The organism is Stanieria cyanosphaera PCC 7437 (assembly GCF_000317575.1).
Lineage (GTDB): Bacteria > Cyanobacteriota > Cyanobacteriia > Cyanobacteriales > Xenococcaceae > Stanieria > Stanieria cyanosphaera.
The window spans coordinates 308576-324476 of sequence record NC_019748.1; the positions used below are offsets into that span (position 1 = coordinate 308576).

The following is a 15901-nucleotide window of genomic DNA, read 5'->3' on the forward strand; positions in this document are numbered from 1 at the left end:
TTTTTTGTTCATTGCCATGAAAATTGCTATTATTACCTCTGGTTTTCTTCCTGTAATTGATGGAGTAACTGTTAGTGGCTGGAATCGCATCCAAAAATTAAGTGAATGGGGACATCAGGTATTATTATTTTGTCCCGATTATAGTGCGATCGCTTCAATTTATCCTAATTGGCAAGATTTTACAGGTAATATTTTACCTGGAGTCAGAGTAGTCAACTTAAAAAGTACTCCTTTTTTTGTCGAATTTGAACGTAATGTAGCTTTCTATTCCTATTCAAAATTACAGGATGAACTAGAAAAATTTAAACCAGACATTATTCATGTTGATGAACCAGAACGTTTATTTGTTGGTTTCTGGAGGATAGCAGGTAAAGATTATGCTAAAAAACATTACATTCCCTGTATTAGTTTTTTCAGAACCAACTTTCTTGAATATTTAGAAGACTTTTTTCCTTTGCCAACGGCCTTACTCAACTTTCTTAAATATATAGTTAGAAAATTAATTCTTTTTGTTTACAACTCCTACGATTTAACTCTGGTAACAAGTAAAATTACTGAGCCAAAAATTAAAGACATTGGCATTAAAAATATTTGCTATAGCAATTTGCTTGGTTTTGATTCTTCTAAATATAATCTTCAATTACGTCAAACAAATTTTTTTAAAACTAACTATAATCTTCCTGAACTAGACAATAAAATAAAACTAGTATTTTTAGGAAGATTAACACCTGATAAAGGTTGGAGTTTTACTCTTAAAACATTCCCAAAACTTTTTCAAACTATTGATAAAAATAAAATTGCTATTCTGATTATTGGTGATGGAGAAATGAAGACAGAAATTTGTCAGACAATCAGTCAATTTACTCCTCACTTTTATTGTTTTGGTAGAGTCGTTCCAGAAGAAATTCCTTTACTGTTAGTCAATAGTGATTTTCACGTTACAACTTCAGAAAAAGAAACCAGAGGACTAACTGTTCTTGAAGCTTTTGCTGCTAATATTCCAGTTTTAGCTCCTCGTGCTGGCGGAGTAGTAGAAAATATTCAAGATGGAATTAATGGATTTTTATTTACTCCCCAAGACCAAGATGATTTTATTCATAAGTTAAAAATATTAGTAGAAAATCAATCTTTACGTCAGCAAATGGGAATTCAAGGCAGAAAATCAGTGATTGGTAAATATAGCTGGGAACAGGCTGTAACAAATTTATTAAATATTTGGGAAGAGCAAATTATTCGCTATCAAAATATTATTGTTGATGGTTGACGATTATTAGTAAAGTAAAAAGCGCTTCGGCGTCAGAAACGTGAAACGAAGGATCAAAGGGCGGAATGCCCCGCTTGCAAGCCCCGATGGATTCCCCACACTTGAATTAAATTCAAGTGTACCGAGCGGTAAAAAACTGATAACTGGTGTACAGACGTTCCATGGAACGTCTCTACTGGTAACTGTCATAACCTAGCTTTAACCTACATAAAGCCTTAAACTTAATTTTGCAGAGTACAAAACAAAAGATTGCCAAACTATGACAATCTCCAAAATATCTGCATTTGATGTTGAACGTAAAATAGATAAGTCGTGCGAAAAATCATTCTTGCTGGGAACTGGAAAATGTACAAGACTCAAGCAGAGTCTGTTGAATTTGTGCAAAAATTTAAACCTGAAATAGAAGATACTGCTGAAGGAAGAGAAATTGTTTTATGCACTCCCTTTACCTCTCTAACGGCAATGTCCAAAATTTTACACGGCAGTAAAATTCGTTTAGGTGCGCAAAATATTCATTGGGAAGATCAAGGAGCGTACACTGGAGAAATTGCAGGTAATATGCTCACAGAAATTGGAGTTAATTATGTAATTATTGGTCATAGCGAACGCCGTCAATATTTTGGAGAAACAGATGAGACTGTTAATTTACGTCTCAAAGCTGCACAACGTCATGGAATGATACCAATTCTTTGTGTTGGTGAAACCAAACAACAACGAGATGCAAGACAAACTGAAAATGTTATTATCAATCAACTTCAACAAGATTTAGTTGATATCGATCAAAATAACTTAGTCATAGCTTATGAACCTATTTGGGCGATTGGTACAGGAGATACTTGCGAGTCTGTTGAAGCTAATCGAGTGATTGGGATTATTCGTAAGCAACTAACTAATCAAAATGTTCCGATTCAGTACGGTGGTTCTGTTAAACCAAATAATATTGATGAAATTATGGCACAACCAGAAATTGATGGTGTACTCGTAGGAGGTGCTAGTTTAGAAGCTGATAGTTTTGCTCGGATTGTTAATTATCAGTAGTTAAAGCTTGATGGCAACCTTTTTGGTTGCCTGGAAAAAGCAATTGTGCCAGGAGTCAAAGCTAATAGTTAAGAAAAAGTTTTGTCTCAATGAAATAATTGTATCTATTTTTTTTATTATCAAAACTTAATTGTTATTTTTTCTATTGCTGATTATTTTTGCTCAAAGTTCTCTAACTAACTTAATAAGGTTAGTTTTTTTTTGCTAATTAACTAAGTTTTATATTTATCAAAAAAAACAATTATTTTTTAGTTTAAAAATAGTAAATTAAATTCTAAAGTTTCATCAAAATAAAAAAAATATCTTTTTGGTATTTAATTATTTTTCAAAAAATAAAAAAATAAATTGTTTTAGTTTATTTTTTTGTTTTATATCTATTATTTACAATATTCCTTGTGTTTAGAGTGGTTTTTAAAAGTAGATTCTTTAACATAAATTATTATTTTTGTTTTTTAAAAATCTTAGCACTTTTGAGCTTATAGTTGATTTAATTATTAGGACATGAATAAAAAACAATTAACTGAACAAAACTTGATCTATTCACTTTGAGAAAAAAAAATAAATTAAAACTAATAATCTTTAATTCTTGTTTTTATAAAATCTTTACTCAATATTTACATAAATGTTAATTTTTATAATTGACAGAGTTTCTTAAGCAAGTTAACTTCTTATATAAAGCTAATTTTTATGAATCAAAAACTTACTTATTGTCTCACGAAAACAATTTGCTTTTTATAGCATTGGTAATCTAAGAGTTTACCTATTTTACACTTATTTTTTCTACCAAAAAGACTGTTCTATTTAAGCTATTAAACATATCATGACAAGACCAAAACAAGGTCAATTAGAATCAACCAAATCTCCTTTTCGACAACTAAGACTAGCAGCAAGACTATCTCAAGAGAAATTAGCTAGCCAAATTGGTGTAGCTGTTTCTACTATTCGTCGCTGGGAAAAAGGACAAGCAGAACCGACAATGACTGTGGCACAAATGAAAGCATTTTGCCAAGCAGTCAACAAAAACTTAGACGAGTTGCCAAATTCTTTTTTACCACCATCAGATTAGTTATTTTCTGATATTTGTAAACGGAATTGATTAAAGCAAACTTTTATCTAAGATTTTGAATTAAATACTATCGGTAACACTACTAAAATGAAAATTTGTTATTTTACAGCCAGGTATGACGTTGCTTCCGCAGCGTTGTACCTTACCGACAGCTTCTAAATTAGCAAGCATCTCTGGTAGGCTTTGATTAAAACGCAAATTTTTAACGGGATAGACTAGTTGACCATTTTCAATCAAGAAAGTACCGTCTCTAGTCATACCCGTAACTTCTAAAGTTTTGGGATTAACAGAACGAACGTACCAGGCACGACTAACTAAGATGCCTTGTTTCGTTTGTGCAATTAAATCTGAGAGGCTTTGTGACGAACCTTTCATGACAAGAGGATAAAAAGCTCCTGTTGCTGTTTGTTGTTGTTGCTGCGCCCAATAACGACTATAGGAAAGAGTTTGAGGTATGCCATCTTTAATGATTTCTAGATAATTATTACTTAAGCCATCACCAAAAAAAGTACTTCCTTGTAATAAAGGGTGAGCAGAGTTACGCTGTACTTGAAGTAGAGGGCTAAAAATTCTTTCTCCTACTCGATTACCAAATTGACCTTTTTGATCGCTCCGCGCCTCCGCTCTGCCGAGATCGCGACAAGACATAAAAGAACGGCCTTCATCTGCTGCCCTAGCATCTAAATTCCAAATCACCCAAGGTAATAAACTCCCCATAGCTGCGGGTTCAAAAATTACTGTATAGTTTCCTGGTTTGATGGGACGAGGTTGCCGAGATGCGATCGCTTTTTGGATGACTTCTTCAGTTATACTTTCAAGTGGTAATTGTTCGATACTCCAGGCGGTACGATTATTCCAACTAGAACCATCTTCTTGACGAGCGGTAAAACTAAAATCGGCTTCAGTAGTGCGATCGCAAACTCTTAATCCTGCCGAATTACCAATCGCTTGTAAGGAGACTGCGCTACTAAGAGTACCTGAACCATTTACCCCTGCATTTTTGGCACGCAGACATATTTGTTGTAGCATTTCGCCTTTGGCAAGAGGAGATAAACTAGCTGTGGCAAGATCAAACGCAGGAGTTCTTGATTCATAATTCTGGGGAGGAAGTAGTGGCATCCATTCGGGATCTGCTGGTGCAAAACGAGCTAATTCTTCTGAACGACGTACAGTTTGTTTGATTGCCTCTGGATCAAGTTCGGTGGTAGAGGCAGAAGCACTACTTTTGCCAAAATAACTAATAATAGATAGTTTGAAGCGATTTTTGCGAATATTTTGACTAATTTGATTTTCGCAAAAGCGACTTAAAGCAGATTCGCTATTGCTGAGGCTAACAAACACCCCTTCAGCCTGAGATTGTTTGATGGTAGATTCGATTAATGCTAAAGCTTCTTCTTGAGTGATGAGAGTGTTGGTTGTAGCTAAAGTCATAATTAATTATTCAGTAAATAGTAATTAGCTTAAATGAGATCTAGTCAAGCTAATGGTTAATGGTTGATTGTTTTTCCCTAATAATTAGTAATTTAGTTCTTAGTATCAATCTAAACTAGATAAATAACTATCTTGAATTTATCAAATGACTTTTTCTGCTCAACTAATCGCTTTAGGACAATATCTTGCTGGAGAATTTGACAATCATCCTCAAGCTTTAGCTCAACCTGCGTGGTATGTTCATTTGCGTTTGTGGATACGACCAGTACCTTTATTTACTGAAGATAGTATTACTTTATTTGCCGAACAAGCTAGCGTAGTCAATCTTAACCAACCTTATCGCCCTCGTCTTCTACGTCTTAGGGAAAACGAAGCTTCTCCTCAACAACTGCGAGTAGAGTATTATATGTTCAAAGATATCGAATCGGTTAAGGATGCAGGGACAAATCCTCAGCTTTTGCAGCAAATAACTTTAGAACAAATTGAATTTTTACCAAATTGCACTCTCAACGTAGAATTTCAGCACAATTCAGCAAATAAATATCATTTTAAAACTTCTCCCCAGAGTGACTGTCCTTGTAGTTTTAATTATCAAGGTAAAAACTTCCAAGTATTTTTGGGTTTTGAAGTGACTCCTGAAACTTTATTAACTTACGACAAAGGTATCGATCCTCAAACAGGTAAAGGAATTTGGGGTGCTTTACTTGGTGCTTACCAATTTACTAAAATCCAAGACTTTGCTGATGAATTATTAATTTAATAAAAACAAAGTAGGGAGAATTTATGAATCCTCCCTACTTATTCAAAAGATATTATCAATAAAACAATATGCTCAAATTACATTAAACCTAATTGAGCCAAAATTCCTTTACCAGTCATTAATTCAGTTGCGATCGTGATTATAAATCCTAACATCGCTAAACGACCATTCCAGTTTTCAGCAAAAGAAGTAAAACCAAATTTATTTTCTTGCTTTTCCATGATTATGAACCTTATGATTGCAGAAGTGTAAATTAGTCAAGTATTTGTGATTTATTGTAACTATCACCGTCAAAAATTGCAACATTTCTTTATACTGTGATTGAGGAGCTTTTTTTGTATTATTTAATATAGGACAAAAATAATTCAGCAAAACTCACGCTTAACTTAGCCTCTTAACTTTGAGCATAATTAAATTAATCATCCATCAGAACGTAGTAGCTAAATTTATCAACCTTGATTAAGACAGAAACTTTAGAGTTATTAGAATGGCATCGTTTGTGTCAACATCTTTCTACTTTTGCAGCTACCAAATTAGGAACAGTGGCAGCTAGGGGATTACAATTACCAACTACCAAAACAGAAAGTCTTCAATTATTAGCCCAGACTAAGGAAGTTTATAGTTTAGAACAGCAGTTAGATTCTAGCTGGTCGTTTAAAGGGATTGAAGATATTGGAGAATCCTTAGAAAGAGCGAAAATCGGCGGACTTTTATCTGCTCAAGAATTACTAGATTTGGCTACCACTTTGGCAGGAGTCCGAAGATTACGCAGAACTATTGATGCTAAGACAGAAGATTTACCAACTTTAACTCAATTAGTCACCGAACTACGGACTTATCCAGAACTAGAACAAGAAATCCATCATTGTATCGACGATCGCGGTGAAGTAACTGACCGAGCTAATCCCAAATTAGCAGAGATTCGTAGTCAAATAAAAAGATTACGCGACAAAATCTATAAAATTCTCCAAAATATAGTTCAAAAACAGGGAGGAGCAGTTCAAGAAGCGGTAATTACCCAACGCGATGGTCGTTTTGTGATTCCTGTTAAAGCACCGCAAAAAGATTCTATTCCTGGCATCGTCCACGATATTTCTAGTACTGGTTCTACTTTATATGTTGAACCCAATGCAGTAGTTCAGTTAGGGAATCAACTCAGACAAGCAGAAAGACAAGAAAAAAGAGAAGAAGAAGCGGTTTTAAGAGCTTTAACCGAAAAAGTCGCAGCAGTACAAGAAGACTTAGAACAATTACTTGCGATCGCAACAGTCTTGGATTTGGCGACGGCAAGGGCGCGTTATAGTTGGTGGTTGGGGGCAAATCCTCCTCGGTTTGTTGATGTTAATCAAGGAGAAACTGTAACCTTACGTCAGTTGAGACATCCTTTGTTAGTCTGGCAACAACAGCACGAACAAGGTACAGAGGTTGTCCCGATTGATGTGCAAATTCAGCCTCAGATTCGGGTAGTAGCCATTACAGGACCTAATACAGGAGGTAAAACAGTCACCCTCAAGACGATAGGTTTAGCTGCCCTGATGGCCAAAGCGGGTTTGTTTATTCCTGCCAAAGAACCTGTAGAAATACCTTGGTTTGAGCAAGTTTTAGCTGATATTGGAGACGAACAATCTTTACAACAAAGTTTATCCACTTTTTCGGGTCATATTCGTCGAATTAGTCGCATTATTGAAACGTCAAGCCTACAAGATTCCCTGATTTTATTTGATGAAATTGGGGCAGGTACAGATCCCGCCGAAGGTAGTGCTTTAGCGATCGCAATTCTGAAATATTTAGCAGAAAAAGCTTTGTTAACTATAGCAACTACTCATTATGGAGAATTAAAAGCTCTTAAATATCAAGATGAGCGATTTGAAAATGCTTCAGTAGAATTTAACGATCAAACTTTAAAACCTACTTATCGTTTATTGTGGGGAATTCCTGGACGTTCTAATGCCCTAACGATTGCCCATCGACTAGGATTAAAATCAGAAATTATTGAGGATGCCCAACAGCGAGTTGGAGTTAGTGCTTCCCAAGAGCTTAATTTGGTAATTTCTGCTTTAGAAGCCGAAAGAAGAGAACAAGAAAACAAAGCCAAAGAAGCTACTAAATTATTAGAACAAACCGAACGTTTTTATACGGAAGTATCAGCCAAAGCCTCTTCTCTCCAAGAAAGAGAAAGAGAATTAAAAATATCTCAAGAAAAAGCAGTTCAACAAGCAATTCTCGCAGCTAAAGGTGAAATTGCTCAAGTAATTCGGCGTTTACAACAAGGAGAACAAACTGCCCAAAAAGCCCAAAAAGCTACAGAGGAACTCAATCAAATTGCCGAAAGGGAATTAGCCAAAACTAAACAACCCAAACGAACCAAACCAGGTTACAAACCGAAAGTAGGAGAAAGAATTAAAATTCCTAGCCTCGGACAAACAGGAGAAGTATTAAGTATTGACGAGGAGGAAAAACAATTAACTGTTCGTTTTGGGTTGATGAAAATGACAGTAGCCGTTGACGAGATCGAATCCTTAGATGGACAAAAAGTTGAAACAGCAGTTAAAGCTAAAACTGCATCATCAACTAAAACCAAACCAGCAGCGGCCAAACCACCCGTAGCAGTGAGAACTTCCAAAAATACCATTGATTTAAGAGGTAGTAGAGTTGCCAACGCGGAAGCAGATTTAGAAAATGCGATCGCTTCTGCTACAGAATCAGGAGTACTATGGATTATTCATGGTAAAGGTACAGGGCGTTTACGGGAAGGAATTCATGAATTTCTCAAACGACATCCTCAAATAGAGAGGTTTGAACTAGCACCACAAAATGAAGGAGGTTCAGGAGTTACAGTTGTCTATTTAAAATAAATTTTTAGCAGTTTGCCTCAAAGTAAACAAAGTTCAAGTAAATTCCGCCTGTTTAGGGTAGAGTAACTTGAACTATTGGTTGATTAAAGTTGACTAGTAACAGAATTAACACAAATTCCATTAACTATTTGAGTAGTTTTTTCAATGTTGAAAATAACCTGCAAACCATTAGTAGTATTAATTATAGCTTCAGCCACATTGTCGCTATTGTAGCTAAAATCATAACCATTACTTACCGCATATTTGCCAATAACTTCAGGAGAAGTTCCAATAAATTCTTGCCAACCAGAAAAAGAAGGACGAAGATCGTTTTTGTCGTTAGTACAAATTTGACTAAGTTGTTCGGTATTAGTGTCCTCATTATTTTCATTTAGATTCAAATTATTTGACCACGAATTTTGAGCTATTGTAGATGAAGACTGAATTTCTGGTTCAAAGATAATTTCATTATTATTCTGCATCACTGACGAATAATAACCATCACTATTAATGCCCACCAAATAAACAGTATGACCATCTACCGCTTGATAATAATCACCACCAAACACTAATGTAGCAGGCAACAAAATTTGATAACGAGGATTAAGCTTCGACTGTCTGTAATAAAAAAAATTATCTTCTAAACGACAAATATTGATATAAAAATTTTGGGTTTCAAAAGAATAGATTTCTTGATAATCACGTCCTATTTTTTGACAAATAGGTCGATTACTAACTAATAATAAAGAATCCTGCTTTTGATTCAAAGAGTCAGAAAAAGTATTTGTTGTTTTTGGCGTAACTTTACTAACTGCTCTTTGCCATTGCATTCCTGTAATCGTTATAGCAATAGCAATAGCCCAAGTTATATTGTACAACTTGCTCATTTTTTCAGGTGGGGTTGACTTTTGACCACGATAGAAAATCACTGCTATGTTTGTTAACTCCTCATCTTATCTAGTAGGGCAGCGGTGTATTTGTGATTGAAATCAGACTAGCGATTTGAGAAAGCTAAAAAAAACTCTAAAAATAAGCTAGTCTTGGTTTAATTAGCGTCTTAATTTTCTAGTTTAAAATTTAGTAGTAAAAAGTCAGAAAAATTAATACTTAAATTTTGTTTAAAGTTATACGCTCAAAATTTATCTTAAGTGTGTACATCTCGATAATTAACCGTTAACAACACTTTTTGATTCAACAAATACTAAAGACATCAAGACAAATTCCGCTTAAATTAGATAATTTTTCTTAATTCATCCTATAAGTCAGTAGGCAAATTTATCGTTATTAACGGAATATTTTCGGTTAGAGCAATACTAATCAAGATTAGGATCAAACAAAAACTGTCACGACGATTCATGAACCTCTCCATGTCAGAGAAGTTTGTTAAAGTATAGTACGAGCAATATTACTGAGTTTTCTTCATCATGACTGGCAAACCAACGAGTCGAGCCTATGACCTAATTCGCTCTGATTCTTTATGGCCATATTTGTTGATTTCTTTGTTAATTCATGGGTTAGCAGTAGTGGGTATTACTCATTTAGAGCGATCGCATCTAGTCTCCCTAAAACCACAACCTATTACTAAGCAACAACAGGAAAATACACCGCTTGAATTTATCGTTGTTCCTCCTGAAAAACCCAAGGATAAACCTCCAGAAACTCAACGTCGGGCAGTAAATAATTCTGTGGCAAAAGGCAAAGTCACCTCACAATTGCCTCCCTCGACTGATCAGAAAGGAAATACAGCGATCGATTCAAGTTCTCAATCTTCGTCAAAAGTTGCTTCCTCCCCAGCAGAAACAAAACCTCCTGAAACTGTCAAACCCCAACCACAACCAGTCAAACCAACCACAACCCCAACTTCAAAAGAACAACCATCACCCCAAAAAACTGAAGCAAATTCTGATGTAGCAACTCGTTTACCTCCTCAACCCAAACCTGTACCTCCTACCCCGCAACCAACTGATTCGGGTGCAGCAAGTTTACTTGGGCAAACTTATCAAAAATCTTTTCAAGATGATTTTGGGAGTTCTTTTTTCAATCTTCAAGCCAATGCTAGCGAAGAAGCACCCTATGCTCAATTAGAGGCTCAACAAGACGATCTTGCTCCATATTTTGATGAAATTAGGCGACGAGTAAAACGAAACTGGCAACCTTTCTCTCCAGGACAACAGCAGTATACAGTGCTTAACTTTGCTATTCAACGCAACGGTCAAATTACAGGACTAAAAGTAGTACAAACCTCTGGCAACGAACAAGTAGATCAAGATGCCCTCAAAGCAGTACAACAATCTGCTCCTTTTGACGCCTTGCCTCAAAGTTTTAAACGCGATCGCTTGGAGATTCAATTTAGTTTTAATATTTACATTCATAATTGATTAAAAATTTTCATTAAAAATTGCTATAAAGTCTGATGAGTTACCAAGAATCAATTGCAGCAGCATGGGCAAAAATTGAAGGATTAATTGATGGTTTTATTGTTTTACTGCCTAATCTTGTTTTAGCAGTGATTGTTTTCATCGCGTTTTTTTTTCTTGCCAGATGGCTAAAGATGCTTGTTAAACGCCTCACCCGCAGACATCGACAAGCGAGAAATTTGGGAATGGTTTTGGGAAGGTTAGCCCAAGGAACTGTTATCCTGATCGGTTTATTTGTCGCTTTATCGATTATTATTCCAACATTTAGAGCAGGAGATTTAATTCAACTGCTTGGTATTAGTGGTGTTGCCATTGGTTTTGCTTTCCGTGACATTTTGCAGAATTTTCTAGCAGGAATTTTAATTCTTTTAACCGAGCCTTTTAAGATTGACGATCAGATCGTTTTTAAAGAATATGAAGGAACGGTAGAAAATATCCAAACTCGTGCAACGATAATTAGAACCTATGATGGTCGTCGAATTGTCATTCCTAATTCAGAACTGTTTACTAATTCAGTTACCGTGAACACGGCTTTTGAGAGTCGTCGAATGGAATACGATGTCGGGATTGGCTACGGTGATAATATTGATGAGGCAAAACGATTAATTCTAGAAGCACTTGACAGTATAGATACTGTTCTGAGAGAGCCTGCGCCTGACGTACTAGTTATAGATTTGGCGGAAAGTACAGTTAATATTCGCACCCGATGGTGGATTAAACCACCACGACGTGCAGACGATCTTGAAGCACGCGATCAAGTTTTGGCAGCTATTAAAAATAAACTGACGGCTAACGGGATCGATCTACCTTTCCCAACCCAACAGATTTTATTCCACGATCAAACCGAAGAGACAGATGGCGATCGCTCTCGGCAAAGAGAAGGTTGGCCTGCTGACAACAAAGGAGTACCAAAGCCTCGTAGCATCAGCGATTCTCTGCTCAAACTCGCTCAAACACGGTCTTCGAGCAACGGTAATAGTGGCAAGGAAAAGCAAGTAAACTCAAACGATGTGCGACCATGAAAAACGTTAAACTCGGTAAGCTTTGGTATTCGCTCCACTCTAGTTATTGGTTTTTGCCAACCATTTTTGCCATTATCGCGATCGCATTGGCATTTACTATGTTGTGGCTTGATCGTGACGGCAATTATGGGCCTTTAGAAAAATGGGGTTGGATTTATACTGGTGGCGCGAATGGAGCGCGTGAGGTACTATCATCGGTGTCGAGTTCTACTATTGGCATTGCTGCTACTGCCTTTTCCATTACAATTGTGGCACTTCAGTTGGCAGCGTCTAATTTTGGGCCTAGGTTATTGCGTAACTTTATGCAGGATACCGGCAATCAAATTGTTTTGGGTACTTTTATCAGTACCTTTATTTATTCGTTATTGGTACTGCGAACTATTCGTGGAGATGGAGATGATTATGACTCCTTTGTACCGCAACTTTCTGTTACTGTGGGATTGCTTCTTGCTCTGGCTTCAATTGGGGTATTAATCTATTTTATTCATCATGCTTCTACTATCATTCAAGTGTCGCACGTCATTGTAGAAACGAGTACCGATTTAGACAGCGCAATTGATCGCCTGTTTCCAGAAAAAATTGGACAAAGTGCATCCGAGTTGAAACGACCAGTAGAAGAAATTCCCATCGATTTTGACTCCAATGTTTATCGGGTAAGAGCGCAGAGTAGTGGTTATTTGCAAGCGATCGATGATGAAGAACTAATCAAGCTTGCTTGTCAGTATAATTTACTATTACGCCTTAACTATCGTCCAGGTCAGTTTATCGTCAAAGGTAGTGAGATAATTTTGGTCTATCCTAGAGAAAAAGTTAATCGCAAGTTGCTTCAAGAGCTTAACGATGCTTTTATTTTGGGAAAAGAGCGAACCGAGCAACAAGATGTAGAGTTTCCCATTGAACAGTTAGTTGAAATTGCTCTACGTGCCATCTCTCCTGGTATTAACGATCCGTTTACTGCCATTCGTTGTATTGACCGTCTCAGTGCTGGATTATCGCGCCTTGCTCAAAGAGATTTTCCTTCTCCTTACCGTTATGATGACCATCAAAAACTTCGTGTGATTGCCGAACGAGTAACCTTTGCTGGGTTAGTTGGTACTGCTTTCAACCAGATTCGACAGTATGGCAAAAGTGATGTCGCCGTAATGATTCGTTTATTAGAAGCGATCGCAACAATTGCTCGTTACACGTCAATTCCTCAAGAACGCGAAATTCTTTTGCGTCATGCCGAGATGATTAAACGCAATAGTCAACAAGCTATATCTGAAGAATTAGACAAACAAGATCTTGAAGAGCGTTACCTAACGATTCAAAAAGAGCTTTTAGCAAAATGAATTCAACCATCTTGGTTCTTTCTAGACTATTGGCAATTAAGAGCTAATTATTGTAAAAGATAGCTTTTTAAGCCTAAATTTTGCAGCGACTCAAACGCACCTTCAGCTTTATCTTTATTACTAAATGCTCCTACTTGTAACATTGATTTACCTAAATAAACAGTAGTAAAAGCATCAGGAAAAAGCGATCGCACTTGAGACTGTTGACTACTATGATTAGCTTCTACTAAAACTCGATATTTAGCGGTTATGGGAGATGGTGAAGTAACTTGTTCATGTTCTGAACCGAATACGTCTGATAAAGTATTGACCTGATTACGAGGAAGATTAGTAATTGTGGAGGGTTGAGGAGGAAAATTGCTTTCTGAAATCGAATGATTAGTTGATGCAGTAAAAACCAGTTCCTTGTTAGGATTTGAGTCGGCAACAGAATTAGTATCTGAAGCTGAAGTAGGTAAAGCAGGAGGAGACGACACTATTGGAGAAGAATTAGAAGTAGGCGGTGGAGAATCAGGTACAGGTACAGGTTTGGGAGATGGTAGAGTTTCGTTACTGGTGAGACGAACTAAATTAGTATGAATTGGTGAAGAAGAAGGAAGTATTTGAGCAGTTTGATTTGATGTAGTAGTAGCAACCGATTGCTGAGGAGAAATAGCATTTAAAACTAAATCAGTTGATGGTTTGGTTGCTGTTGCCGTAACTTCTTGTAATCTATTCTGGGTAATAGTTCCACGAAAATCAATTTCGCCTTCTGTCTTTCCTTTTATTTCTGTTCCTACGGCTAAAAGAGGATTGTTAGTAGCATTTTGTAAATCTAGCTTGCCATTATTGCGAAACAGATTATTGCCTGGTTGAGCGGTAGTACCTAAATCTGCTTGAGCATTTGCGATCGCTACCAAGCCATATTCTTGAGAATTTTCGATCTTGTTATCGTGTAAAACCGCTTGAGAATTTCCTTCTAAAATTACCCCAATTCGATTGCCACTAAAACTATTTCCAATTAAAACAGGTGCAGCATTTTGAACCACACTGACTGCAAAACCCGTTGATTCAAACGTATTATTTTTAACTTGAGGTTTAGAAGTACCGTAAACCAATAAACCATTTCCCGCATTATTATGAAAATAGTTATTAGTAATTATTGGCGCACTATTACCATTAACAGATAAACCCGTATTTCCGTTACGAATAAAACTACTATTACTAACAGTTGGACTAGCTGATTCAATCCATAAACCATGTCCTCTAGAATGAGGATTTATAACTGTTACTCCTGTAATTTCTTTAGAGTTTTTAATTGCCGCGATCGTTACATATTGTCCTGCTGCGGTTGGACTAATAAAATAACCACTACCCTCAATAATTACATTGCTTCCTTGTCCTCCAGAAGCACCTCGTAAAGTAACATTAGTTTTAATAATTAAGGGAAATTTTTCCCCTGTTTCTTCATTATATGTTCCTGGTGCAAGAGCGATCGTAGTGTTAGGTAAAGCTTGTTGTAATGCTTGAGTAATAGTTTTTAATGGTGACGGCTGAGTACCTTCTCCACGATCATTTCCAGTCTGAGGATCGACATAAATAATATTTGTTTCCGAACTAACTTGTAGTTGAGAATTAACTGATTGAGCAAAAACAAGATTACCTAAAGGGAAAGAAAAGGCACAAGCTAACCATAAACTAAAAAAATAGGTTTTCCTGATAATATTAAGATTGCGTGGTTGGTAACTCATAGCCAATTTCCTTAAAAATTAGATCGTTTTTTTGCCTGATCTAAAGACTCAAACTAATTAGTTCAAGTTGCCTTTTAATCCTTGAAAAATAACGTATAATTGCGAAAGTTTAAATTAAATTATTAAGTGTAATTAAGTGAAACTGTTTGTTTATCATACTCCCGAACTAACTCCTACAGATTGTCTGCCTGATTGTGCAGTTGTGGTTGACGTTCTTCGTGCTACAACTACTATTGCTACCGCTTTAAACGCAGGCGCAGAAGCAGTACAAGCTTTTAAAGATCTAGACGAATTGATGAATAAATCGGCAGCATGGTTACCAGAAAAACGTCTGCGTGCTGGGGAAAGAGGTGGTCAAAAGGTAGAAAATTGCGATTTAGGCAATTCTCCCCTCGATTGCACTCCCAAACTAGTAGGCGGAAAAAGATTATTTATCAGCACTACTAATGGTACTCGCGCTCTTCAAAGAGTTGAACAAGCTCCTACTGTTATTACTGCTGCCATTGTCAATCGTCAAGCTGCGGTTAATTATTTGTTAAAAAATCAGCCAGAAACAGTTTGGATTGTTGGTTCGGGATGGGAAGGTAGTTATTCTTTAGAAGATACTGCTTGTGCAGGTGCGATCGCAATGTCTTTGCTCAACCAATCTTCAGATCTGGTTGGTAATGATGAAGTAATTGCTGCGATCGCACTTTATACCCAATGGCAAGATAATTTGTTAAAAATGTTTCATCAATGTAGTCACGGACAACGTTTATTAAAATTAGATGGTGACGAAGATTTGAAATATTGTGCCACTATTGATCTTTTAGATGTACTTCCAATTCAAAAAGAACCTGGTGTTTTTATTATCAATTGATGACAAATCGTGTCTATTTATAAAATCTTAGTTTTTGAGATATTTTTTTCAAGACTAGACACAATTGACATTAAAATTACTAAAAACCAGTCAAAGATCATGACTTTGTACCCACCTCTTGCTCAAAAAGGTGGGTGTAAACCCAAAAT

General features: G+C 36.3%; 13 protein-coding genes. 9 read left to right on the forward strand and 4 right to left on the reverse strand.

The window, feature by feature from the left end; all coding sequences use genetic code 11:
* Positions 1-16 precede the first annotated feature (16 nt).
* The 3 genes from STA7437_RS01300 to STA7437_RS01310 all read left to right on the forward strand — a co-directional run bounded on the left by STA7437_RS01300 (position 17) and on the right by STA7437_RS01310 (position 3368).
* Positions 17-1264 (forward strand): glycosyltransferase, encoded by a 1248-nt coding sequence (locus STA7437_RS01300; RefSeq protein WP_015191563.1) that lies wholly within the window; start codon positions 17-19, stop codon positions 1262-1264.
* Between the two features lie 312 nt (positions 1265-1576).
* On the forward strand, positions 1577-2302 hold the full coding sequence (gene tpiA / locus STA7437_RS01305) for a triose-phosphate isomerase (protein ID WP_015191564.1): 726 nt from the start codon (positions 1577-1579) through the stop codon (positions 2300-2302).
* Between the two features lie 820 nt (positions 2303-3122).
* Positions 3123-3368: a helix-turn-helix transcriptional regulator gene (locus STA7437_RS01310; protein ID WP_015191565.1), complete on the forward strand. Its 246-nt coding sequence runs from the start codon at positions 3123-3125 to the stop codon at positions 3366-3368.
* A gap of 60 nt (positions 3369-3428) precedes the next feature.
* Here the strand turns inward: STA7437_RS01310 and STA7437_RS01315 are convergent, their stop codons facing one another.
* Positions 3429-4799: a TldD/PmbA family protein gene (locus STA7437_RS01315; protein ID WP_015191566.1), complete on the reverse strand. Its 1371-nt coding sequence runs from the start codon at positions 4797-4799 to the stop codon at positions 3429-3431.
* A 145-nt stretch (positions 4800-4944) separates the two neighbouring features.
* Here STA7437_RS01315 and STA7437_RS01320 point away from each other — a divergent pair, with 145 nt between their 5' ends.
* A complete protein-coding gene (locus tag STA7437_RS01320; RefSeq protein WP_015191567.1) occupies positions 4945-5559 on the forward strand; it encodes a chromophore lyase CpcT/CpeT in 615 nt (204 codons plus the stop codon).
* 77 nt (positions 5560-5636) lie between these two features.
* On the opposite strand, the gene STA7437_RS01325 is transcribed toward STA7437_RS01320, so the two are convergent.
* Entirely contained in the window at positions 5637-5780 is a 144-nt protein-coding gene (locus tag STA7437_RS01325; protein ID WP_015191568.1) for a chlorophyll a/b-binding protein, read from the reverse strand.
* 234 nt (positions 5781-6014) lie between these two features.
* Between STA7437_RS01325 and STA7437_RS01330 the strand changes: the two genes are divergently transcribed.
* A complete protein-coding gene (locus tag STA7437_RS01330; protein ID WP_015191569.1) occupies positions 6015-8414 on the forward strand; it encodes an endonuclease MutS2 in 2400 nt (799 codons plus the stop codon).
* Between the two features lie 83 nt (positions 8415-8497).
* Here the strand turns inward: STA7437_RS01330 and STA7437_RS01335 are convergent, their stop codons facing one another.
* Entirely contained in the window at positions 8498-9280 is a 783-nt protein-coding gene (locus tag STA7437_RS01335) for a hypothetical protein (protein WP_015191570.1), read from the reverse strand.
* Between the two features lie 537 nt (positions 9281-9817).
* On the opposite strand from STA7437_RS01335, the gene STA7437_RS01340 reads away from it, so the two are divergent.
* Genes STA7437_RS01340 through STA7437_RS01350 form a run of 3 tightly spaced genes read left to right on the forward strand, consistent with a single transcriptional unit; the run spans position 9818 to position 13163 of the window.
* Positions 9818-10771 (forward strand): energy transducer TonB, encoded by a 954-nt coding sequence (locus STA7437_RS01340; RefSeq protein WP_015191571.1) that lies wholly within the window; start codon positions 9818-9820, stop codon positions 10769-10771.
* Positions 10772-10806: 35 nt separating this feature from the next.
* Positions 10807-11832, forward strand: a complete 1026-nt coding sequence (locus STA7437_RS01345) for a mechanosensitive ion channel family protein (protein ID WP_015191572.1) — start codon at positions 10807-10809, stop codon at positions 11830-11832.
* Positions 11829-13163, forward strand: coding sequence for a DUF2254 domain-containing protein (locus tag STA7437_RS01350; protein ID WP_015191573.1), 1335 nt, complete (start codon positions 11829-11831; stop codon positions 13161-13163). Before STA7437_RS01345 ends, STA7437_RS01350 begins: the two co-directional genes overlap by 4 nt.
* A 47-nt stretch (positions 13164-13210) precedes the next feature.
* Here STA7437_RS01350 and STA7437_RS01355 read toward each other — a convergent pair whose 3' ends face one another.
* A complete protein-coding gene (locus tag STA7437_RS01355; RefSeq protein ID WP_015191574.1) occupies positions 13211-14893 on the reverse strand; it encodes a DUF1565 domain-containing protein in 1683 nt (560 codons plus the stop codon).
* Between the two features lie 136 nt (positions 14894-15029).
* On the opposite strand from STA7437_RS01355, the gene STA7437_RS01360 reads away from it, so the two are divergent.
* Positions 15030-15752, forward strand: coding sequence for a 2-phosphosulfolactate phosphatase family protein (locus STA7437_RS01360; RefSeq protein ID WP_015191575.1), 723 nt, complete (start codon positions 15030-15032; stop codon positions 15750-15752).
* Positions 15753-15901: the final 149 nt, after the last annotated feature.